Origin of the sequence: Synechococcus sp. J7-Johnson (genome assembly GCF_024345795.1) — a bacterium.
In the GTDB taxonomy this organism is placed as follows: Bacteria; Cyanobacteriota; Cyanobacteriia; order PCC-6307; family Cyanobiaceae; genus Regnicoccus_A.
Genome location: NZ_JAGQBU010000009.1, coordinates 1 through 22401 on the forward strand (window position 1 = coordinate 1; position 22401 = coordinate 22401).

General features: G+C 65.6%; 21 protein-coding genes and 1 pseudogene. 7 read left to right on the forward strand and 15 right to left on the reverse strand.

The annotated features are described in order from the left end of the window. Positions 1 to 606 precede the first annotated feature (606 nt). Both KBY93_RS06315 and KBY93_RS06320 read right to left on the reverse strand, forming a co-directional pair. Positions 607 to 795, reverse strand: a complete 189-nt coding sequence (locus KBY93_RS06315) for a type II toxin-antitoxin system HicA family toxin (protein WP_255093426.1) — start codon at positions 793 to 795, stop codon at positions 607 to 609. A gap of 40 nt (positions 796 to 835) precedes the next feature. Further along, entirely contained in the window at positions 836 to 1048 is a 213-nt protein-coding gene (locus KBY93_RS06320; protein ID WP_255093427.1) for a type II toxin-antitoxin system HicB family antitoxin, read from the reverse strand. Between the two features lie 77 nt (positions 1049 to 1125). Here KBY93_RS06320 and KBY93_RS06330 point away from each other — a divergent pair. Further along, positions 1126 to 4243 (forward strand): annotated as a pseudogene (locus KBY93_RS06330) (type I restriction endonuclease subunit R). A 55-nt stretch (positions 4244 to 4298) separates the two neighbouring features. Next, positions 4299 to 5120: a polyphosphate kinase 2 gene (ppk2, locus tag KBY93_RS06335; protein ID WP_255093428.1), complete on the forward strand. Its 822-nt coding sequence runs from the start codon at positions 4299 to 4301 to the stop codon at positions 5118 to 5120. Between the two features lie 44 nt (positions 5121 to 5164). Here ppk2 and KBY93_RS06340 read toward each other — a convergent pair whose 3' ends face one another. The 10 genes from KBY93_RS06340 to lysA form a co-directional block, all read right to left on the reverse strand. Beyond that, a complete protein-coding gene (locus KBY93_RS06340; RefSeq protein ID WP_255093429.1) occupies positions 5165 to 5704 on the reverse strand; it encodes a hypothetical protein in 540 nt (179 codons plus the stop codon). Further along, positions 5701 to 6693 carry a DUF952 domain-containing protein gene (locus KBY93_RS06345; RefSeq protein ID WP_255093430.1) on the reverse strand — a complete coding sequence of 331 codons (993 nt, stop codon included), beginning with the start codon at positions 6691 to 6693 and terminating at the stop codon, positions 5701 to 5703. The genes KBY93_RS06340 and KBY93_RS06345 overlap by 4 nt, the downstream gene beginning before the upstream one ends. Positions 6694 to 6699: 6 nt before the next feature. Beyond that, positions 6700 to 6942 (reverse strand): antibiotic biosynthesis monooxygenase, encoded by a 243-nt coding sequence (locus KBY93_RS06350; RefSeq protein ID WP_255093431.1) that lies wholly within the window; start codon positions 6940 to 6942, stop codon positions 6700 to 6702. Beyond that, complete coding sequence (locus KBY93_RS16140) at positions 6942 to 7829, reverse strand: cupin domain-containing protein (protein WP_315856390.1); 888 nt, start codon at positions 7827 to 7829, stop codon at positions 6942 to 6944. The genes KBY93_RS06350 and KBY93_RS16140 overlap by 1 nt, the downstream gene beginning before the upstream one ends. Positions 7830 to 7840: 11 nt before the next feature. Beyond that, positions 7841 to 8593 (reverse strand): class I SAM-dependent methyltransferase, encoded by a 753-nt coding sequence (locus KBY93_RS06360; protein ID WP_255093432.1) that lies wholly within the window; start codon positions 8591 to 8593, stop codon positions 7841 to 7843. A gap of 17 nt (positions 8594 to 8610) precedes the next feature. Further along, positions 8611 to 9516 carry a rhodanese-related sulfurtransferase gene (locus tag KBY93_RS06365; RefSeq protein WP_255093433.1) on the reverse strand — a complete coding sequence of 302 codons (906 nt, stop codon included), beginning with the start codon at positions 9514 to 9516 and terminating at the stop codon, positions 8611 to 8613. 40 nt (positions 9517 to 9556) lie between these two features. Further along, positions 9557 to 10465, reverse strand: coding sequence for a biotin synthase BioB (gene bioB, locus KBY93_RS06370; protein WP_399222727.1), 909 nt, complete (start codon positions 10463 to 10465; stop codon positions 9557 to 9559). A gap of 121 nt (positions 10466 to 10586) precedes the next feature. Then, a complete protein-coding gene (locus KBY93_RS06375; RefSeq protein WP_255093435.1) occupies positions 10587 to 11390 on the reverse strand; it encodes an isoprenyl transferase in 804 nt (267 codons plus the stop codon). Further along, positions 11387 to 12250 (reverse strand): diadenylate cyclase CdaA, encoded by an 864-nt coding sequence (cdaA, locus tag KBY93_RS06380; protein WP_255093436.1) that lies wholly within the window; start codon positions 12248 to 12250, stop codon positions 11387 to 11389. The genes KBY93_RS06375 and cdaA overlap by 4 nt, the downstream gene beginning before the upstream one ends. A 20-nt stretch (positions 12251 to 12270) precedes the next feature. Next, the gene (gene lysA / locus KBY93_RS06385) at positions 12271 to 13695 is read right to left on the reverse strand and encodes a diaminopimelate decarboxylase (protein ID WP_255093437.1); all 1425 of its coding nucleotides are present in this window, start codon (positions 13693 to 13695) and stop codon (positions 12271 to 12273) included. A gap of 44 nt (positions 13696 to 13739) precedes the next feature. On the opposite strand from lysA, the gene KBY93_RS06390 reads away from it, so the two are divergent. From KBY93_RS06390 to KBY93_RS06405, 4 genes are all read left to right on the forward strand, one after another. Next, positions 13740 to 14216: a GNAT family N-acetyltransferase gene (locus KBY93_RS06390; protein ID WP_255093438.1), complete on the forward strand. Its 477-nt coding sequence runs from the start codon at positions 13740 to 13742 to the stop codon at positions 14214 to 14216. 218 nt (positions 14217 to 14434) lie between these two features. Next, a complete protein-coding gene (locus KBY93_RS06395; protein WP_255093439.1) occupies positions 14435 to 17005 on the forward strand; it encodes an ATP-dependent Clp protease ATP-binding subunit in 2571 nt (856 codons plus the stop codon). A gap of 7 nt (positions 17006 to 17012) precedes the next feature. Continuing rightward, complete coding sequence (locus KBY93_RS06400) at positions 17013 to 18170, forward strand: iron-containing alcohol dehydrogenase (protein WP_255093440.1); 1158 nt, start codon at positions 17013 to 17015, stop codon at positions 18168 to 18170. Between the two features lie 14 nt (positions 18171 to 18184). Next, a complete protein-coding gene (locus KBY93_RS06405; protein ID WP_399222729.1) occupies positions 18185 to 19057 on the forward strand; it encodes an alpha/beta fold hydrolase in 873 nt (290 codons plus the stop codon). A 40-nt stretch (positions 19058 to 19097) separates the two neighbouring features. Here the strand turns inward: KBY93_RS06405 and KBY93_RS06410 are convergent, their stop codons facing one another. Further along, positions 19098 to 20027, reverse strand: coding sequence for an outer membrane protein (locus KBY93_RS06410; RefSeq protein ID WP_255093442.1), 930 nt, complete (start codon positions 20025 to 20027; stop codon positions 19098 to 19100). A gap of 178 nt (positions 20028 to 20205) precedes the next feature. Between KBY93_RS06410 and KBY93_RS06415 the strand changes: the two genes are divergently transcribed. Then, positions 20206 to 20862: a DUF2993 domain-containing protein gene (locus KBY93_RS06415; protein WP_255093443.1), complete on the forward strand. Its 657-nt coding sequence runs from the start codon at positions 20206 to 20208 to the stop codon at positions 20860 to 20862. A 7-nt stretch (positions 20863 to 20869) separates the two neighbouring features. Here the strand turns inward: KBY93_RS06415 and KBY93_RS06420 are convergent, their stop codons facing one another. Together KBY93_RS06420 and cbiT are read right to left on the reverse strand one after the other, a co-directional pair. After that, positions 20870 to 21754, reverse strand: a complete 885-nt coding sequence (locus tag KBY93_RS06420; protein ID WP_255093444.1) for a phosphatidate cytidylyltransferase — start codon at positions 21752 to 21754, stop codon at positions 20870 to 20872. Continuing rightward, a complete protein-coding gene (gene cbiT / locus KBY93_RS06425; protein WP_255093445.1) occupies positions 21751 to 22401 on the reverse strand; it encodes a precorrin-6Y C5,15-methyltransferase subunit CbiT in 651 nt (216 codons plus the stop codon). The genes KBY93_RS06420 and cbiT overlap by 4 nt, the downstream gene beginning before the upstream one ends.

Sequence of the window (22401 nt, forward strand, 5' to 3'; positions counted from 1 at the left end):
AATGCCAGCAGGAGGGGCTCCCATCTCAAGCAGTCTCTGCCTGAGATGCAAACGGGAATCATCTCGCCGTCAAGGGTTCAGCAGAGACGAAGTTCGCCGCGTGCTGTCCCGACCCCTGAACGCTTACTCTCAGCCAGCTCCAGAATGCGGCGAAGGCTACGGGCCTGAAAGACCAGCGGATCAACATCCGCCTCTCCAGCGTTGACCTCCAGGCCATCCGCACCCGCGCCCTGCAGGAAGGCATCCCTTATCAAACCCTGATCAGCAGCGTGCTGCACAAGTACGTGAGCGGCACGTTGCAGGATCGAACAGGCGTGCCGCGAGATTGAGCTGGAGGGTCCGTCGGACGATGCCGCGACCATCAAACGATGCCATCGCTACACTGGGTTAGCACAGCTAACCTCGAACCAGCACGGTTGGGTTATGTCCGCGCATAAACGCCAGCTTCAAGACCTCGAAAGCCGGTTCCCGCTGCCCTCCCGAGAGGCTTTTGCTGCCGCCCTTTCTGAGGTTCACGCCAGACCCAATGGCAACCATTGCAAAAATTGCACAGATTCGTTCGTGGGGGGGGCGGCTGTACTTGCAGAGCAGTGACCGTGCTGATACTTACCGCTTGCCGATGAAGTCCTCTGCCGTCATGCCGATGTCTTTGGCGATCTGACGCAGCAGTGGTGGCGAGATGTCACGGCTCTGATGGAAAGGAACGGTGGTGCACCGGCCAAGGGCATCCCTGAACTGCTTGTGGGATCCTCTCTGTCTCACTTCCACGAAACCCATGGCCAGCAGGATCCTCACCACTTCCGCTGGCTTCAGAACAGGTAGCTGACCCAAGTCCCTAACTCGCTACACAAATCTGCTGCAAGCTGACGAAATCAGCTTCGAGTTGGGGCTCGCCATCCTCAAGCAGCATCTCAATCACCTCATGGAGATTGGCCTGCAATTCCTCAACGGTTTCTCCCTGGCTATGGGCCCCGGGGAATCCAGGTACATAGCCAACCAGCAGTCCCGTGCTGGGACAGCGCTCAATCACAGCCGAGAACGTACGCACGGGCTTGTTTCTGGGCGGTTTGGCCCCATTCTGGTGCAGATCTGGGCCCCACGTTCGTTTCGGCGCCGACCGCCCCCATGACCCTCAACGAAGCCCTCATCGAAGAGGCGGCCCTCGGCTGGTTCCAGGAGCTGGGCTATGCGGTGCGCCATGGCCCTGATCTCGCCCCCGGTGAACCGGCGGCGGAACGGCAGTCGTTCGGCGATGTGGTGCTGGTGGGCCGGCTGCGCGAGGCCATCCGCCAGCTCAACCCGGCCATCCCCGAAGAGGCCCGTGAGGAGGCCCTGCGCAAGCTGCTGCGCCTGGCCACGCCTTCGTTGGTGCAGACGAACCGCGCCTTCCACCGCCTGTTGCGGGAGGGGATTCCAGTGGAATACCCCCGGGCCGATGGCAGCATCGCCGGCGACCATGTGCGGCTGGTGGATTTCGCTGATGCCAGCGCCAACGACTGGCTGGTGGTGAATCAGTTCAGCGTCAGCGACGGCCAGCACAACCGCCGTCCCGACCTGGTGGTGTTCCTCAACGGCCTGGCCCTGGGCCTGATCGAGCTCAAGAACGCCGCTGCTGAAGGCGCCACCATCTGGAGCGCCTACGCCCAGCTGCAAACCTACAAAGCCGAGATTCCCTCGCTCCTTCAATACAACGCCGCCCTGGTGGTGAGCCGATGGGCTGCAGGCGCGCATCGGCTCACTCACGGCCAACCAGGAGTGGTTCAAGGTATGGCGCAGCATCGAGGGCGAAGCCGATGCCCCCGCCACGGCCCTGGAGCTGGAAAAGCTCATCCGTGGTGTGTTCGAGCCCCAGCGCTTCCTCGATCTGCTGCAGCACTTCATCGTCTTCGAGGAAGACCCGGATTCGGGTGCCCTGCACAAGATCATCGCTGGCTATCACCAGTTCCATGCCGTGAATGCGGTGGTGCAGGAAACCGTGCGCGCCAGCGGCCTGGGCCAGGCAGCCCGCAGCCAGGGCGGCCAGCCCGGCGACCGCCGCGCCGGCGTGGTGTGGCACACCCAGGGCAGCGGCAAGAGTTTCACCATGCTCTTCTTTGCCGCCCGCATCATCCGCACGGCCGCGATGGCCAACCCCACCCTGGTGGTGCTCACCGATCGCAACGATCTCGACGACCAACTCTTCGGCCAGTTTCAGCGCTGCGCTGACCTCCTCGGCCAGACGCCCATTCAGGCCGCCAGTCGCGACCAGCTGCGCGAACTTCTCAACCGCGCCAGTGGCGGCGTGGTGTTCACCACCATCCAGAAGTTCATGCCCGAAAAGGGTGAGCCGATGCCTGAGCTGAGCGCCCGGCAGAACATCGTGGTGATCGCCGATGAAGCCCACCGCAGCCAGTACGGCTTCGGCGCCAAGGTGAACCAGCAAACCGGTGAGATGTCGTACGGCTTCGCCAGCAACCTGCGCGACGCCCTCCCCAACGCCTCCTTCATCGGCTTCACCGGCACGCCGATCGAGCAGACCGACGCCAACACCCGCGCCGTGTTCGGCGATTACATCTCCATCTACGACATCCAGCGCGCCGTGGCCGACAAGGCCACCGTGCCGATCTACTACGAGAGTCGCATCTCCAAGCTCTCCCTCAATGCCTCAGCGCTGCCCAGGATCGATGCGGAGTTCGAGGAGATCACCGAGGGCGAGGAGCTGACCCAGAAGGAAAAGCTGAAAACAAAGTGGGCCGCCCTCGAAGCGTTGGTGGGTGATCCCAAGCGCCTCGCCCTGGTGGCCGCCGACCTGGTGGCGCACATCGAAAAACGCCTGGAGGCGATGGACGGTAAGGCGATGGTGGTGTGCATGAGCCGCCGCATCTGTGTGGATCTCTACAACGCCCTGATCCGGCTGAGGCCCGCGTGGGCCACTGACACCCTCAAGGTGGTGATGACGGGAAGTGCCGATGACGGCCCCGACTGGCAGCCCCACATCCGCAGCAAGGAAGCGCGCCGCCAGCTGGCCAACCGCTTCAAGGACGCCGCCGACCCCTTCAAGATCGTGATCGTGCGCGACATGTGGCTCACCGGCTTCGATGCGCCTTGCCTGCACACCATGTATGCCGACAAGCCGATGCAGGGGCACGGCCTGATGCAGGCAATCGCCCGCGTCAACCGGGTGTTCCGCGACAAGCCGGGCGGCCTGGTGGTGGACTATCTCGGCCTCGCCGACCAGCTCAAGCGGGCTCTTGCCACCTACACCCAAAGCGGCGGCCGGGGCGACCCCACCTTCGACACCGCCCAGGCCATCGCCGTGATGCTCGAAAAGCACGGCATCGCCTCGGATCTCCTGCATGGTTTCGACTGGTCGGCCTGGAGCAGCGGCACCCCCAGCCAGCGCCTGCAGCTGCTTCCCGCCGGTCAGGACTTCATCCTCCAGCAGGAGAACGGCAAGCAACGCTGGCTGCAGCTGGTGGCCGAGCTCTCCCGTGCCTTCGCCCTCTGCGCCGCCAGCGAAGAGGCCACCGCGATCCTCGACGACGTGAGTTTCTTCCAGGCCCTGCAGGCCGCCCTCTCCAAACAGAGCAGCTCCACCAGCCGGTCGCCCGAGCAGATCGACGCCGCCATCCGCCAGCTGGTGAGCAAGGCGATCACCACCGAAGGTCAGGTGATCGATGTGTTCACCGCCGCCGGCCTGCCGAGGCCCGACATCTCGATCCTCAGTGATCAGTTCCTCGCCGAGGTGCGGGGCCTCAAGCACAGGAACGTGGCCGCCGAGCTGCTGGAGAAGCTGCTCAAAGACGAACTGAAAGTGCGCTCCAAGCACAACCTGGTGCAGAGCCAGGTGTTCTCCGAGAAGCTCAAGAAAGCCCTCAACGCCTACCACAACCGCGCCATCACCACGGCCGAGGTGATCGAGGAGCTGATCACCCTCGCCAAGGAACTCGATGCCGCCACCAAGCGCGGCGAATCCCTCGGCCTCACCGACGACGAAGTCGCCTTCTACGATGCCCTCGCCGCCAACGACAGCGCGGTACGGGCTATGGGTGACGCCAAGCTCAAAGTGATCGCCGCCGAACTGATCACCCAGGTCAAGAAGAGCGTGACGATCGACTGGACCCTGCGCGAAGGCGCCCGCGCCAAGATCCGCGTGATGGTGAAACGCATCCTCAACAAATACGGCTACCCCCCCGATCTGCAGGAGGAGGCGGTGAAGACCGTGCTGGCCCAGGCGGAGTTGCTCTGTGTCGCCTGGGTGTGACGACCTCGCAACGCGATCCAGGGCGAGGATCGCTCCGCCCGATTAAAATGGGCGCATGAGCAAGAAGCAAAGCCCATCGCCCATAGAGACGATCGAGGAGATGCAGAACGATCTTCCCTACGACGAACCGATCGATAAGAAGGACTACAAGCAAGACCTCAGATCGCTCCAGATCGAACTGCTCAAGGCGCAGCGCCACATCAAGGCTATCGGAAAGCGAGTGGTCATCCTGTTCGAAGGTCGCGATGCGGCGGGCAAGGGTGGATCGATCAAGCGCTTCCGCCAACACCTGAACCCTCGCGGTAGTGAACATGTCGCGCTGGCGAAACCCAACGATGCCGAAGTGACCCAGTGGTTCTTCCAGCGCTACGTCCCGCACCTGCCATCGGCCGGAGAAATCACGATGTTCGACAGGTCGTGGTACAACCGGGCCGGTGTCGAGAAGGTGATGGGCTTCTGCACACCGCAGGAGCATGCCCTGTTCCTCCGCCAGGTTCCCGCCTTCGAACAGTCACTCGTCAGCAGTGGAATCATGGTCTTCAAGATGTGGTTCACCGTGTCGCAGGGCCGACAGAAGCTGCGCTTCGACGACCGGCGCGAGGATCCGCTCAAGCAGTGGAAGTTGTCTCCGATCGATGAGGTGAGCGTGGCGAAGTACGACGAGTACACCGATGCTCGCAACGAAATGCTGCTAGCCACCGACACCCTCGTGGCGCCATGGACGATCATCAACTCGAACGAGAAGAGGCGGGCCCGTCTCGGCGCCATCCGCAGCGTCCTCCACGCCCTGGACTACGAGCACAAGGACCACGACATCGTCGGTGAGCCCGATCCACGGGTGGTGCGTACGGCACATTCGGTGTTCATCGACAACTGAGCTGGTCGCCTTCAGATCGTTGGTGGTTCAACCCCAGCCAGCGTTCATCCAGCGCTTCCTGCCCGGCGAGCTGGCGTGATCAGGCCAAGCGTGCGCTCACAGCGCCGCAGACCCTCGGCGCAGTCGCCCCGCATCAGCAATCCCGAGCCGCCCCAGAGCAGCCGCTGCGGCAGATCAAGGACTCCCGCGCCCAGCTCCCGCATCGGCTCGAAGCCCAATCGGCGGAAATAACGCACCAGGCGGCGGTGCTGGTGCTCGTCGTCGCGGATGGCCAGCAGCGTGGCGCGGCGGCAGGGGGTGTGCTCGAGCGCCCAGGCGAAGGTGGCTGCCCAGATCAAGGGACCAACCAGGGCAGCGGCCGGCTCGCCGCGCGGAACCTGGATGCGCAGGGTGTCGAGATGAAGGCCGCCGGCGGTGGGAATCGCCCACCCCTTGAGGTCCCCCAGCAGCTGGGGGCCGCCCTCGGGGCCAGGGCGGGCCACCCCCACCCGCAGCCCCCGCAGCGCAGCGGGCCCGCTCACCTGCAGGCGCAGCAGCAATCCCCGCGACGCTCCCCACCCCTCCAACTCCGCCAGATGGCTCATGCGGGGAACGGCTCCCAGGCCAGCACCGCCGCCAGCGGCAGGGGGCCCTGGATGTGGGGGAAGAGCTCGCCGCTGCCGGGGGCCGGCTCCTCCACCACAGCGATGTCAGCCGCCGCCAGGCGCCTGGGATCGATCGTGAGCAGCAGCACATCGGCCGCATCGGCGTAGAAGCGCTGGTGGGTGGCCTCGAGCTGATGGCAGTGGCTGGCGTGGATGAAACCCACCTCCTCCAGGCTCAGGCCGCGGCTGGAGCGGCGGTAGACCCCCTCGCTCCTGGCGGCGCGCCATTCCGGGGCCAGGGCCAGGTGATAGAGCCAGCGCGGGGAGCGCCAGGCTGCTCGCGATGCCCAGGGCGCGGCCATCACCTCCGCCAGCTCCGGGCTGGTCAGGAACCGCCCCAGCCACGCCTGCACCGCCATGAAGCCCTCGGCGCTGTCGAACCCTGGCGGATCCGCCAGCCGGAACTGGCGCACAAACGGCAACAGGGCCAGATCCGCCAGGGAGGGCCGGTCACCCAGCTGGGGCCACCGGGCATTCCATTCGCGCAGGATCGTTAGGGCCGCTGCCCGATGCTCCTCTGGGTCGGCGCCAGGGTTGCGGCCGGCGTACTTGAAGCGGTCGAGGTGGTGCTTGAAGGGGCCGTCGTTACTGGCGATCAACGCCTCGATCAACGCCCGTTGGGCGGCGTGGCCAGGCGTGTCGGCCTGCCGCAGCAGATCGCCGGGGTCGTGGCGCTCCAGGGCCCAGCGCATCACCGCCAGGCTCTGATCAATCACGCGGCTCTCCTGCATCCCCTCACACGGCAGCATGAGCACCGGCACTGTGCCCTTCGCGGAGGCCTCCAGCAGTTCGGGTGGCTTTGCCTTGAGGTTCACCTCCCGCAGCTCCAGATCACGGCCGGGCTCCAGACCCGCTGCCGCCAGGGCTAGCCGGGCCCGGATCGCGTAGGGGCAGCGGCGGAAGCTGTAGAGGATCGGCCGATCCGCCATGGGCACCTACAGCACCCCCCGCTCGCGGATCGCCACCAGCTCCTCGGACTCGAAGAAGTCGCGGGCCCGCTCCAGCGAACTCCAGGCCGAGAAATGCACCACCGTGTTTGCGGAGCCATCGAACCGCAGCAGCTGGTAGCTGATCTTCTCGGCAGCCTTGCGCATCCCCGCCGCCTGATCGAACACCTCTTTCCAGGCTCCGTAGTCGGCCACGGCATGGATGATCAGCACATGGGGCACAGACCACATCACCAGGGCGTTCCATCCTTGCGGCTGAAGCGCCAGCCGCCGTCGTGCCACCGGGCCTGCAGGTCGTCGTCTGGATACTCCACCTGATCGCCGGGGGTGCGATCGCCGATCTCCAGCAGCACCACATCCACCGCCGTGCGGTTGATCAGGTGGTGAGCGTTCCCATTCCCGGCAGCAAAGCCTGCCGCCAGGCCCGGCGCCAGTTCTCGCTCGCCGTCATCGGTGATCAAGGTCGGATGACCCTCGAGCACGTAGACGAATTCGTCCTGTTGGCTGTGGGCATGGCGCAGGGCGGTGCGGGCCCCGGGCTTCAAGCGGGTTTGGTTGACGCCGAAGTGGCGCAGACCGAAGGCCTCCCCCAGCCCACGCTTCTCCCGACCCTTCATCAGGGCAGCGAACGGGGCGGGGTAGGTGCTGGCCCGGGAGCGAGGCGGCCACCCGGCGGCCCAGAGGGCCTTGGCGCCCTGGTCGGGCTCCAGCCAGTTGCGGCGCGCCTCAATCGACTCCAGTCGTGCGCGGCTGTAGGCGGCCAGGGGCCAGTCGCGCTCCCCCAGGGGCGAGGCCAGCAGAGCGGCCAGCGAGTCTGTCAGGGGCCAGCCCGGGTGGCTGGCGATGTGGCCACTCACCCCCCGCAGGAAGTGGACGGTGAGGGTTTCGTGGTAGCCGGAGTGATCGGTGTTGGTGGTGCCTGTGGCGTCGTTGTAGGCGCGGATGCGGGAGCGCAGGTGTTCGAGAGCGGCATTGAACGGCCGCTGGTCCAAGGTTGAGAGGGCCACGGCCAGATGGGCTTCGTGGGTCCAACGGGCTCGGGGCAGGGTGGCGGCTTCGAATGCCGTCACCAGCGCCTCGATCCCCTCTGCTGTGGTGGGTAACGCCTGCTCGCTCATGGTTTGGCCTCCTACCGGCGGATGGCGCGAAAGCGCAGGCGCACATAATCCGCGCGCCAGCAGCCATCGGCTCCGAGCAACTGAGGCCGCAAGGCTTCCACCACCTCAGCCACCAAGGCCGGACGCTCCTCAGGGGGCAATGGCGCCAGGAATCCTTGGGCAAAGGTGGTGATCCAGTCGCCTACATCGCCGGGCAGGGGCGTTGGGCGGGGAATCAGGCTGATCGATTCCACTCCAAAGCCCCCCGCCTCCAGCATTGCGCCGTAGTGCTCAGGGGTGGGGAAGAAGGTGTCGTGGGGTGCCCTCAGCCCCCTCGCATCCAAGGCCCGCTCAAGGGCGCCGTGGATCTCGGCCACGTTGCCGTGGCCTCCCATCTCGGCCACGAATCGCCCCCCCGGCACCAGGGCCCGGTGCACCCCGGCAATCACGCGTTCGGGCTGCAGCATCCAGTGCAGGGCGGCGTTGGAGAAGACCGCCTCGAAGCCGGCCTCAAACTTCAACTCCTGGCCATTCAGCATCTGGGCTTCCAGCCCCCGGGCGCGCGCGCCCGCCACCATCGCGGCGCTGGCGTCGACGCCGATCACCCTCGCCCCCAGTGCCACCAGCTGCTCGGTTAGCGCCCCATCGCCGCAGCCGAGATCAAGTACGCGCTCGCCGGGCTGGGGATCAAGCAGTGCCAGCACTGGGGCTCCCAGATCCGAGACGAAGCGGGCTTTGGCCTCGTAGTTCTCAGGGTGCCACTGCTGCAGGGAGGGCTCGGCCATGGCGTCCAGTTGGCTCATCACTCAAACTGGACGCTGCGCCGCTCCCTCATCAGCATCTGGCGCTGACGCTCGGCAAAACGCTGGCGGTCGCTGTCGCTGAAGCGGCTGAGGCAGTGGCGGCAGCTCACTCCCTCCACGTAGCTCTCCAGGGCGCGATCCTCTGGACCCAGGGGCAGACCGCAGGCGTGGCACTGGCTGTGGCTGCCGGGTTCGAGCCGGTGGTTGAGGGCCACGCGCCGATCGAACACGTAGCACTCGCCCTGCCAGCGGCTGCGGGCTTCGGGGATGTCTTCGAGATAGCGCAGGATGCCGCCCTGCAGCTGGTGCACGCCGCTGAAGCCCTGCTGGCGCAGGTAGGCGGTGGCCTTCTCGCAGCGGATGCCGCCAGTGCAGAAGAGGGCCAGGCGCTCGGGCCGTCGCTCCTTCACCATGGGGCGCAGCTCCTTCTTCACCCAGGCCGGAAAGTCGCGGAAGCTTGCGGTGCCGGGATCGACTGCCCGATCGAAACTGCCGATCGCGACCTCGTAGGCGTTGCGCGTGTCGATCACCAAGGTGGTGGGATCGTCAATCAACGCATTCCAGGCCTCGGGCGGCACGTTGGTGCCCGCCCCCTGGGTCGGATCGAGCCCCTCGATTCCAAGGGTGACGATCTCCCGCTTCAGGCGCACCTTGAGCCGATCAAAGCTGACGACGGTGCTCCAGCTGGTCTTCAGCTCCAATGCATCGAGGCCGGCGCCTGCCTGAAGCGCCGCCAGCAGGCTCTCGACCGCCGGTGGCGTGCCACTGATCGTGCCGTTCACCCCCTCCTGGGCCAGCAGCACCGTGCCATGAACTCCGGCGGCGCGGCCTAGCTGCTGCAGCCGTTCGCGCAGGGCGTGGAGGATGTCGGCGTTCAAAGACGCAAAACGGTAGAAGGCCGTCACCTGCTGGACCGCTGCTGCTTCGCTCCGACCAGAGGCAGCCTCAACCAGGGGGCACCTCCAGGGCGTTCACCCCCGCTGCCGCCAGCAGCGCCCGGTCGGAGTCCACATCAGGGTTGCCGGTTGTGAGCAGGGTGTCGCCGTAGAAGATTGAATCAGCCCCCGCCTGCAGGCAGAGGATCTGGGCCTCCCGGCTGAGTTGTTCACGGCCGGCGCTCAGGCGCACCCGGCTGAAGGGCATCAGGATGCGTGCGGTGGCCACCATCCGCACCAGCTCAAGGGGGTCCACCGGCTGCTGCTGCTCCAGCGGTGTGCCCTCCACCGCCACCAGGGCGTTGATCGGCACGCTCTCGGGATGGGGGTCGAGGCTGGCGAGCACCTGCAGCAGGCCGGCGCGATCGCTGGTGGTCTCCCCAAGGCCGATGATGCCGCCGCAGCAGAGTTTGATACCCGCCTGGCGGACCCGGGCCAACGTTTCCAGCCGCTCCTGATAGGTGCGTGTGGTGATGATCCGGTCGTAATGCTCCGGACTGGTGTCGAGATTGTGGTTGTAGGCAGTCAGACCAGCCGCCGCCAGGCGCTCGGCCTGAGCGTCGCTGAGCATGCCGGCGGTCACGCAGGCCTCCAGACCCAGCTCACGCACCCCGCGCACCATTGCCAGCATCGCCTCGAAGGGGGCGCCATCGCGGATGTCGCGCCAGGCCCAGCCCATGCAGAACCGATGGGCCCCCGCCGCCTTGGCGGCCCGGGCCCGCGCCAGCACAGGCTCCACCTCCAGCTCCGGCCGCCCGCTCACATCGCTGCTGTTATGCATCGACTGGGGGCAGTAGGCGCAGTCCTCCTCGCAACCGCCGGTCTTGACACTGAGCAGAGAAGCGAGCTGTACCCGGTAGCCCGGATTTGCGGCCCGGTGCACGGTCTGGGCTCGCCAGAGCAGGTCGATCAGCGGCATCTCCAGCAGCTCCTGGATCTCACCGCGGCTCCAGTCGTGGCGGAGGTCTGGGGCCGAAGCGGCGGCGGCCGAGGGGCGTGTCGTCGTGGTCAAAGGGGCAGGGAGTGGGAGAAGAGTGTGGTCAGGCGCTGGGGGGAAGCAGGGGCTCGACCCCCCCGAAGCGCCGTTGACGGCCCTGGTAATCCAGCACGGCCCGCAGCAGGGACTGCTCATTGAAATCGGGCCAGAGCACATCGGTGATGTGGATCTCGGCGTAGGCCAGTTGCCACAGCAGGAAATTGCTGATGCGGTACTCGCCGCTACTGCGGATCAGCAGATCGGGGTCCACCTCGCCTGCGGTGAGCAGCTCGGCCTCGAAGTGGGCCTCATCGATCGCCGCGGGGTCGAGTTCACCGCGGGCTGCACGTTCAGCCAGGCGCCTGGCCGCATGCACCAGCTCCCGCCGTCCGCCGTAGTTCGTGCAGACGTTGAAGTGGATGCCGGTGTTGGCTGCGGTGCGGGCCTCGGCGGCGGCAATGCGCTCCTGCAGCCCCTCCGGTAACTGCTCCAGGTCGCCCAGGAAGCGGATGCGCACCCGCTCGCGCTCCAGGGCCTGGAGTTCACGGGCGAGCACCCGCTCGAACAGGTGCATCAGGAAGGTCACTTCCTCGCCGGGCCGGTTCCAGTTCTCGGTGGAGAAGGCGTAGACGGTGAGGGCACCAATGCCCCAGTCGCTGCAGAGACGCAGGGTGCGCTTGAGGGCTTCCACTCCCTCGCGGTGCCCCATCATCCGCGGCAGGCAGCGCTGACGGGCCCATCGGCCGTTGCCATCCATGATCACGGCCACATGGGCCGGCAACCGGGCGGGATCCAGGCAGGCCGGCAGCAGCTCGGAGGGCTGGGCTGAAACCTGGATCGGGTCGGTGGTCGCCGGAGAGCGACTCATGCGCGGGATTCGGGCGTGTCCTCGGCCACGGTACGTCCAGTGGGAAGCGTCACCACCGAACCTCCGGGACTCTTGGCCGGGGTTTTGGCGGAGGAGGGCGCCAGGGCGGCCGTCAGAAGCTCACGCAGACGACTGCTGGTGATCGGCCGTTCCAGCTTGCCCTGGCGGGCCAGAGAAAGGGTGCCGGTCTCCTCGGAGACCACTATGCAGAGGCAGCGATCGAAGCGTTCGGTGATGCCCAGGGCCGCCAGGTGGCGGGTGCCGTAGCGGGTGATGCCCTGGCGGGATAGGGGCAGGATCACCCCAGCCGAGAGGATCCGGCTGCCGCGAACGAGCAGGGCCCCATCGTGTAGGGGTGTATCGGCGGCGAACAGGTTCAGCACCAGATCCACCGAGAGCATGGCGTCGAGCTCGATGCCGGGGTTGAGAAAGTCTTCAGGGCGTAGATCGCTGCCCAGATCCACCAGGATCAAGGCGCCGCGGCGGCCCTGGGAGAGGAGTCCGGCCGCCTCAGTGAGCATCGCCACCGCGCCCGACATCTCCTGGTCGGCACCCTGGTTTCCCAGCAGCACGTCGAGGCGACCGGTGCCCAGCAGCTCCATCAGGCGCCTGAGCTCTCCCTGCCACAGGATCGCCAGGGCCAGGCTGCAGCCCAGCACCACTGCCTCCAGCAGGCGGGTGGTGAGGGGCAGGTTGGCGAAGCGCTGCACGACCCAGACCAGGGCCACCAGAAACAGCCAGCCCCTCAGCAGCCAGAGAGTGCGCGATTCACGCACCCGGGCCAGCAAAAGCATCCCGAGAGCCGAGGCGAAGAGCAGATCCAGCAGCAGGCGCAGATCGAGGAGCCTCAGCCAGATCACAGATCCCTACAGCACTTGATTCATGGTATCTGCCGAAAACGTTCTGGCAGGACGTCGTGGAGCAGCAGTTCGTCTGGTCGCTCCCGCCGCTGCACCAGCTCCGCCTCACCCCCATGCACCAGCACTGCCGCGGGTCTGGGGATGCGGTTGTAGTTCGACGCCATCGAGGCGTTGTAGGCGCCTGTGGCGAAGACCACTAGCAGGTCGCCGCTGCTGCTGGGGGGCAGGGCCAGGTCCTTGAGCAGGACGTCGCCGGATTCGCAGTGCTTGCCTGCCACGGTGACCGTTTCCGTGGCAACGGCCATGGGCCGCTCCGCCAGTACCGCCGTATAGCTCGACTGATACGTGATCGGCCGGGGGTTGTCGCTCATCCCCCCATCAACCGAGAGGTAGGTGCGCAGGCCGGGGATCTGCTTGCGGCTGCCGATCGTGTACAGCGTGAGGCCGGCCGTAGCCACCAGGGAGCGGCCGGGTTCGCAGAGCAGGCGGGGCAGCTCGAGATCCCTCTCGCGGCAGGCGTGCACCACGGCCTCCGCCACCCCCTTCACCCACTCCTCGATGGTCGGTGGATCATCGGAGGCCACGTAGCGGATGCCAAGGCCGCCGCCCACGTTCAGATCACGCACGGGATGGCCGAGGGAGCGGGCCAGGGCCAGGGCATCGGCCATCACCCCGGCCAGATCCCGGTGGGGTTGGAGTTCGAAGATCTGGGAGCCTATGTGGGCATGCAGGCCCGTGAGGCGGGCCCAGGGGCACCCGGCCAGACGGCGCAGCACCGGCTCCAGCTGGTCGGGGTCGAAGCCGAACTTGCTGTCGAGGTGGCCGGTGCGGATGTACTCGTGGGTGTGGCACTCGATGCCGGGAGTGAAGCGCAACATCAGGGGCACCACGCGGCCGGCGGCCGGGGCGAGCTCGGCGAGGCGCTCCAGGTCATGGTCGTTGTCCACCACCACGGTCACGCCGTGGGCCACCGCCAGGGAGAGCTCCTCATCCGACTTGTTGTTGCCGTGGAGAACGATCCGCTCCGGCGGCATGCCCCCCTGCAGGGCAGTCAGCAGCTCACCCTCTGAGACCGCATCGAGGCCGAGACCTTCAGAGGCCACCAGGGCACTCAGCACCAGGCTGCTGTTGGCCTTGGATGCGTAGAGCGCCAGAGATGGCCCTGGGTAGTGGGCGGCGAGAGCCTCTCGGTAGGCCCGACAGCTGGCTCGCAGGGTGGCCTCATCGAGCACATAAAGGGGTGTGTCGTAGCGGCGAGCCAGTTCGCCGAGATCACAACCACCCACCTGGAGCCTTTCGCGGGCGTCGAGGCTCGTGGTGAGTGGGGTGAGGTTGCGGTTGGGACTGAGCGGATCGGCGTTCGACTCGAAGGGGCGTGTCGCCGGCCTGGGCGAGGGCACGCTGCCAACGGCCTGATCTGCCGGGGTGACGGGAGAGACTGTCATCGGCATCATCCTTGGGCTGTGTCCTGTAGACCCCAATCGTAAGGATGAGCATCGAAGGGGCTGGGCCGATCGAGCTGAGCACCCAGCGTCTGGCTCCAGGCCATGCGGGCGCATGCCACGAGCTCGATCAGCTCTGCCGGCCTCAGGGTTGGGACCTGCAGCAGTGGAGCCAGGAGCTGGAGGGAAGCGGGCGCAACGTGCTCGGGGTGTTTCACGGCTGCGCACTGGTGGCGGTGGGCAGCAGCTGGCTGATCCTCGATGAGCTGCAGATCCTGCTGCTGCTGGTGCACCCCGGGCATCGCCGCATCGGCCTGGCCAGCATGGTTCTGAATGAACTGATGCAGGACGGGCGTGAGCGCGGCGCCAGCGGGGCCAGCCTGGAGGTGGCGGTTGGCAACACGGCCGCGCTTGGGCTCTACGGCTCGCTCGGATTTCGCTGCACCGGCCGCCGTCGCGGTTACTACCGCGATGGGCAGGACGCTCTGATCCAATGGCGCCAACTCGATGACACAACTGGATAGTTGTGTCATCGCTGACTGCAACACCAATCACTGGCGATCACGGAGGTACGGATTGCCGCCATTTGTTGATGCGTAAGGCCGTACGAATCCAGCCTCCTATGTGTGGTGATCGAGGCGCTCGATCCCTGCTGTTGCAGTGATTCTGCCCGAATTGAAGGCAGAATCACGCACACCCTCTCAGCCCTGATAGGTTGGTGTGACTTGCACAGGCACCGCAGATGTTCGAGCGGTTTACCGAGAAGGCCATCAAGGTGATCATGCTGGCCCAGGAAGAGGCCCGAAGGCTGGGCCACAACTTCGTGGGCACTGAGCAGATCCTGCTGGGTCTGATCGGTGAGGGAACTGGTGTGGCCGCCAAGGTGCTCAAGTCGATGGGTGTCAACCTCAAGGACGCACGTGTCGAGGTGGAGAAGATCATCGGCCGCGGTTCCGGATTCGTGGCCGTTGAAATTCCGTTCACGCCTCGAGCCAAACGCGTACTGGAGCTCTCTCTGGAAGAGGCCCGTCAGCTCGGGCACAACTACATCGGAACTGAGCACCTGCTGCTGGGCCTGATCCGGGAAGGTGAGGGCGTTGCCGCTCGCGTTCTGGAGAATCTCGGGGTCGATCTGGCCAAGGTGCGCACCCAGGTGATCCGGATGCTTGGTGAAACCGCAGAGGTCACCGCTGGTGGCGGCGGCAGCAAGGGCTCCACCAAAACCCCCACACTCGACGAATTCGGCAGCAACCTCACCCAGCTGGCAGCCGAGGGCAAGCTTGATCCCGTGGTGGGTCGCCAGAACGAGATTGATCGGGTTGTGCAGATCCTCGGTCGGCGCACCAAGAACAACCCTGTGCTGATCGGTGAACCCGGCGTCGGCAAGACCGCCCTCGCTGAAGGGCTTGCCCAGCGCATCGTGGTCGGCGAAGTTCCCGACATCCTGGAAGACAAGCGGGTCCTCACCCTCGATATCGGCCTGCTGGTGGCCGGCACCAAGTACAGGGGTGAATTTGAGGAGCGCCTCAAGAAAATCATGGAAGAGATCCGGGGCGCGGGCAACGTGATCCTGGTGATCGATGAGGTGCACACCCTGATCGGTGCCGGTGCTGCTGAAGGGGCGATCGACGCAGCCAACATCCTCAAGCCGGCTTTGGCCCGAGGTGAACTGCAGTGCATCGGTGCCACCACTCTGGATGAATACCGAAAGCACATTGAGCGCGATGCAGCTCTCGAGCGCCGTTTCCAGCCTGTGATGGTCGGCGAGCCCTCCGTGCTCGACACCATTGAGATCCTCAAAGGGTTGCGCGAGCGCTATGAGCAGCACCATCGCCTGAAAATCAGCGATGAAGCCTTGGTGGCAGCAGCCACCCTCGGTGATCGCTACATCTCCGATCGCTTCCTGCCCGACAAGGCCATCGATCTTGTCGATGAAGCCGGCAGCCGCGTGCGCCTGTTGAACTCCAAGCTGCCTCCTGCGGCAAAGGAGCTCGACAAGCAACTGCGGGCCATTCAGAAGCAGAAAGAAGATTCCGTTCGCCAGCAGGATTTCGGCAAGGCTGGCGAACTGCGCGACAAGGAAGTGGAATTGCGCGATCAGATCCGCTCAATCCTTCAGGCCCGTCGGGATGAGGAGCCGGCGGTCTCAACCGCTGTCGCAGGATCCGCCGAGGCGTTGGCCGAGGCCGAGGTCAATACCGCAGCCGACAATGCCCTGGCTTCCTCCAGCAGCGAACGCCATCCGGTTGTCACCGAAGAGGATATCGCCCAGATCGTGGCCTCCTGGACAGGTGTTCCCGTTCAGAAGCTCACCGAGAGCGAATCGGTGAAGCTGCTGAACATGGAAGAGACCCTGCACCAGCGCCTGATCGGCCAGGATGAGGCTGTCAGGGCGGTGTCCAAGGCGATCCGCCGCGCCCGGGTGGGCCTGAAGAACCCCAACCGCCCGATCGCCAGCTTCATCTTCTCCGGCCCTACTGGCGTGGGCAAAACAGAGCTCACCAAGTCCCTGGCCGCCTATTTCTTCGGCAGCGAGGAGGCGATGATCCGCCTCGACATGTCCGAGTTCATGGAGCGCCACACCGTCAGCAAACTGATCGGTTCGCCCCCTGGTTATGTGGGATTCAATGAAGGCGGACAGCTCACTGAGGCCGTGCGCCGTCGTCCCTATACCGTGGTGCTCTTCGATGAGATCGAGAAAGCTCACCCCGATGTCTTCAATCTGCTGCTGCAGCTCCTCGAAGACGGTCGACTGACTGATTCGAAAGGCCGCACAGTGGATTTCAAGAACACTCTCATCATCATGACGTCGAACATCGGTTCGAAGGTGATTGAAAAAGGTGGCGGTGGCCTCGGTTTTGAATTCTCCGGCGCCGCCGTGGAGGAAACTCAGTACAACCGCATCCGTTCCTTGGTCAACGAGGAGCTCAAGCAGTACTTCCGTCCTGAGTTTCTCAACCGTCTTGATGAAATCATCGTCTTCCGGCAACTGAGCCGCGACGAGGTCAAAGAGATCGCCGAGATCATGCTTCGCGAAGTGTTCGGGCGCATGCAGGAGAAAGGCATCGGCCTCTCAGTCACCGAGGCCTTCAAGGAGCGCCTTGTTGAAGAGGGCTACAACCCCAGCTACGGCGCCCGTCCCCTGCGCCGGGCCGTGATGCGTCTGCTTGAAGACTCCCTGGCTGAGGAATTCCTCTCCGGGCGTCTGAAGGAGGGTGATTCGGCCCTGGTCGATGTCAACGACGAGAAGCAGGTGGTGATTCGCCACCAGACCGTGGTTGCGGAGCCGGAACTGGCCGGTGCCAGCGTCTGACGCCTCGATGGTGACAGCTATCAGTCAGCACGCGATTGCCCCCGCCCGCCTGGTGCGGGGGCCTTCCGCATGGTCGTCTTCCTTCGACTCGCTTCCCTCCCTCTGCCGCCGGCCGATGCTGCTGGGCCGCAGCCCCGCTACAGCTCACCTGCGCAAACAAGCTTGCGCGGATCTGCTGTATCTGGGTCTTGAGCCTCTTGCGGCCAACCTTCTGTTCGACTGCTGTGAGCACGATCTCCAGCGCCTTGCGGCAGAAGCCCAGGCCGGCCGCTGTGATGGAGTGATTGCGATGGGGGGGGGCAAGGTGCTCGATGCGGGCAAATTGCTGGCCCATCGCCTCGGCCTGTCGTGCATCACCGTGCCTACCAGTGCCGCCACCTGCGCCGGCTGGACAGCCCTGGCCAACCTCTATTCGGCGGAAGGAGCCTTTCGCTCCGATGTGGCCCTCGATCGTTGCCCCGACCTGTTGATCTTCGATCACGATCTGGTGCTGCAAGCTCCTGGGCACACCCTTGCCAGCGGCATCGCAGATGCCATCGCCAAGTGGTATGAGGCTTCAGTGAGCAGTGGCGCCAGTGGTGACGGGCTGGTGCAGCAGGCGGTGCAGCAGGCCCGCGTCCTGCGTGATCAACTGCTGCTGGAAGCTGAAGCCGCCCTGGCAGAGCCCGGTGGCGAAGCCTGGGTGCGGGTGGCTGAGGCCGCAGCTCTCACTGCCGGCCTGATCGGGGGCCTTGGTGGTGCCCGCTGTCGCACCGTGGCCGCTCACGCTGTCCACAACGGACTCACCCAGCTGCCCGCCTGCCACCACCTTCTCCATGGTGAAAAGGTGGGCTTCGGCGTTCTCGCCCAGTTACGTCTGGAGGAGCTTCTCGGTGGCCACCGCCTGGCCAGCCAGGCCCGTCGTCAGCTGATCCCCTTCTTCAGGGCCCTGGGTCTGCCTGTGAGTCTCGAGGATCTCGGCCTCGCCGAGGCCAGCCTCAACGACCTCAACACTGTCTGCTCCTTCGCCGTTCAGCCAGGCTCAGATCTTCACCACTTGCCCTTCGCCGTAAGCGCCAACGACCTGTTGACCGCCATGGTGAGCACCATGGCGGAGTCACGTCAGGTTGAATTCATTTCAGCTCCCTGCGCCGAGACCAGCCGTTGTCCTGAGAGCAGTCCTTGAGCCGCTTCCCCCAGCTGGAGTGGTGTCAGGGTCCGGAGTTGATCGCCAGAGCTGCCAAAAACCTGATCGATCCCCAGGGGCGTGACCTGGCTGGACGGGTGCAGTGGTGGCAGCTGCCTGGATTCACGGGGGAATGGCCCGTTGCCGTGCTCGGAGAGGGTGAACCCCTGCTGCTCCTGCATGGCTTTGACAGCTCCCTGCTGGAGTTTCGGCGGTTGGCGCCGCTGCTGGCTTCCCGCTTTCGTCTCTACATTCCCGACCTCTACGGTTTTGGCTTCAGCCCTCGCCCCAGTTCTGGTCGATACAATCCAGGTGGTGTGATCGACCATCTCATGGCGGTGGTGGAGCGCATCGAGTCGGCCTCAGCTCCGAACGCATCACCACCTCTGGGTGTCATCGGCGCCTCCATGGGCGGAGCGGTGGCGGTGGAGCTGGCCCGGCGCCTGCCTTCCCGCGTGGACAGGCTGCTGCTGTTGGCACCCGCCGGACTCACCGGACGCCCCATGCCCCTGCCCCCCCTGCTGGATCGGCTTGGGGTGCGCTTTCTCGCCCTGCCTGGGGTGAGGCGCGGACTTTGCCGGCAGGCTTTTGCCAACCCCGACATCAGCGTGGGACCTGCCGAGGAGGAGATCGCTTCGCTCCACCTTCAGGTGATTGGCTGGGGGGAGGCCCTGGGCAGCTTCGCCCGCAGCGGAGGGTTCGCCGGCTGCGGAGACCCCCTGCCAGGCCAGCCCCTCAAGGTGCTGTGGGGAGCCGATGACCGGATCCTGCGCCTGCCACAGAAGCAAGCCGCCCTGGCCCTGCTGGGCGATCGGGTCGTGGAATTGGCGGCCTGCGGCCACCTCCCCCACCTGGACCGGCCCGAGGCCGTGGCCGCCGTCTGCTGAGGCCAGAAATCGGCGGCCGAAGGGCCTGCGGGACATCAGCTCACCAGAGGCCGCGGATCGGAGCGGACTCAGGAATTGGCTGGACGAACGGTTCAGGGGCGGGTTGCGGCGCCGGTTCGGGGGCCGGGGTCACCACCACCGTCTCGGGAGCCGGTTGGCCAAAGCGGTAGCGGAAGCCCAGCTTGGCGCCGAAGTCGTTGTAGGAGTCGTAGCGGATGTTCTCGCCGTCGAATCCGGAGGCGCCGGAGTAGGTGCCCTCAAGGTAGACGTCACTGGCGTTGCTCACGCCGTAGCTCACACCCAACTTGGCCTGCCAGCCGAACAGCCCCACGTTCGCTCCTCCGGTGGAGGCGCTTTCACCGTTATTTGAGACCCTGATGCGGGGTGTGCTCAGGTTGGTGTAACCGACACCGCCGCCGATGTAGGGAGTCCAGCGGCTGCCGGTGCTGATGTCCCAGTAGCCACTGGCGAAGATGTCGTTCTTGTTGATGGAACCGGAGGAATTGAGGTCGTAGTCGTTCCCATCAATCGAGAAGGACACGTCGTTGACGCTGGAACTGGTGTAGACGTAACTCAGCTCGGTGCGAAACGCCCCGAAGTCGTAGCCAACCGCGAGATCGCCGGAGAAGCCACCACCGAAACTTAGATCGCCGTTGATGTTCTCAAAGCCGCGGTCATCCAGGTTGCGGCTGCGGATGCCGGTGTCAGTGGGCCAGGCAGCGCCGAGACCCAGGCCGACGTACCAACCTGTGGCCTGCTCATAGAGGGGCGCTTCATTGCTGCCGAAGCTCTGGGCCACGCTGGCATTGGCGCTGGTGTTGGGCTCAGGGCTAGGGCTGAGGGCGATGGCTGAGCCATCAGGTGAGAGCAGTGCGGCTGAACCGGGAGCCATTGCGGCGGCGGGTTCAGCCGCACGGGCCGGGATGGCGAGGAGGGTGCCAGCGGCACTGGCGGCAAAGCCGCATCCCATGGCTAGTAATTTTTTATTGTTCATTTTGAACCTCTTGTACGTTTTTATTATAAAAGCATAGGTGAGCCGTCCAGGTCGCAAGCGAGCCAGACCTCCACCTGGTCGTCAGAGCGATCTGATCACCAGGTGAAAACAGGGAACGATCTCTGTTAGGAGGAGCCTTCCTGACCTCGCCTGCATGGCTGGAGCTGAACCCGCCGAGCCGTCGCGTTCCCCCAGCAGCGGTCCAGTGCTGCAACTGCTCGCTTCCGGCCTCCAGCTCTGGATTCGCAGTCAATGCGAGGCCGTCGAGAGCCTGGAGATCCAGCTGCATGGTTCCGCCCTCAACCTGCTGCGCGGCCGCCTCGATGGGGTGAGCCTGATGGCCCGCCAGGTGGTGTACCAGGGGCTGGAGATCGAGTTGGTGGAACTCCAGAGCGATCCCCTGCGGATCCAGGTCGCTGGGGTTCTGCGCGGCCAACCGGTGCAGCTCAAGCATGCCTTCCTGATCCGCGGCAAGGTGGCTTTCACGGCCGATGGATTGAGCAGCTCCCTGAACCGTCCCCGCTGGCGGAATCTCAGTGACCACCTCGGGGAGCAGCTGCTCGGCCTTGGCCCTCTCAGGCAGCTTCGCATTGCCCGGGACATCCTGATCGTTGCCGCCGAGGCCCATGGTCAGGCCCAGCTGATCGAGCTGGAAACCCGCCCCGAAGCCGACCAGGGCAGTGTCGTGATCCGTGACCTCAACGGGCACCTGCGCGGGCGCCTGCCGATGGACCCGAACATCCGCATCGAGCGGGCCAGCCTCGAAGCCGACATGCTCCAGCTCCAGGGTGAAGCCCGGGTCTCCCCCTGAACGAACCTCAGGCCAGCAGCGGCACCAGCAAGGTCACGAAGTAGTAGACCACCGCCGGGGTGAACAGAAAACTGTCGATTCGGTCAAGGATGCCCCCGTGACCCGGGATCGCATCACCGGAGTCCTTCACCCCCGCATCCCGTTTCATCATCGATTCGGTGAGGTCCCCCACCAGGGCAAACAGCGACACCACCCCCCCCAGCAATCCGCCCACCACCCAGCCCCAGCGCCAGCCCAGCAACAGGCCGCCCACCACGCCCACCAGCACCGCGCTGGCCACACCGCCGAAGGCGCCCTCCACGGTTTTGCCCGGGGAGATCGGCGAGAGAGGATGCAATCCGAAGCGGCGGCCGATCACGTACGAGCCGATGTCGGTTGCCACCACCATCAGGCAGGCCATCAGGGTGAGCGCCATGCCCGGGGTGAAGGGCCAGCTGGCTCCCTGCAGTTGGGGTGCCAGGGCTGGATCGAGCAGATCACGCAGGCGCAGCCAGTGGCTGGGCAGGAAGCCCAGATAGAACAGGCCGAAGATCGAAGCGGCAATATCAGCGATGGTGCCTGTCACCGGCTGAAGCAGCAGCCAGCCGCAGATCACCGCCCCTGACACCGGCACCACCGCCGCCGCCAGGTCGACCGCCATGCCGCCGCCGCTGGCCCACTGGGTGGCAAACAGCAGCAGTTGGCAGGCCACCAGCGTGGTCTTGGTGGCGGGTCGGATTCCCTTGAACTGGGCCAGGCGGAAGAACTCCAGCAGCCCCAGATGCACGATCACCCCTACCGCCACAGTGAACCACCAGCTACCGAGGCTCACCACCACAAGGCCAAAGCCTCCAGCGGCGAAGCCGCTGAACAGCCGTGAAAGCGAGGTGCGCGGCCGTGAACCCTGACTCACCCGTGGCGCTCGGCAGCGATCAAAAAGAGAGGCTCAGCCGCCGCCAGGCGGGCCTGGCTGCCGCGACGCTGCATGCGATGGACCGTCGCCTGCACCACTTGAACGTCCCTGGCTTCCAACTGGGCCAAAGTATTGGTTGCATCCACAAGCCCCTCCAGGCTGGCGGTGCTGATCACAAGCCGTCCGCGGGGCTGCAGGGCCGCCCAGATCGCACGCAAGACGCTGGCCAGTGGGCGGCCCACCTCCAGGATCACCCGATCGGGGTGCTGCGGCAGCAGGGAGAGTCCATCGGGCGCCTCGCCTGCGTGGATGTGCAGGTTGTCGATGGCCAGGTGCCGCCGGTTGCGCTCCAGCAGCTCGATCGCCTCCGGATCCCGCTCCAGGGTGTGCACCTGGCCCAGGGGCATCAGGCGGGCAATCTCCAGGGCCAGGGCACCGGTGCCGCCGCCCACATCCCAGACCGTGGAATCGGCCCTGGGGCGCAGATGGGCCAGCAGCATCACCCTCAACTCCATTGGTGTGGGAGTGAAACCCGGGGCATCTTCAAAGGCCTGGTCGGGCAGTCCCGGGGTGACGAAATCCCACTGGAAGGCAGGTACTGGCTCGGATCGCCGTGTTGAATCACCAGCTCCCTGCCTTGCGCCCAT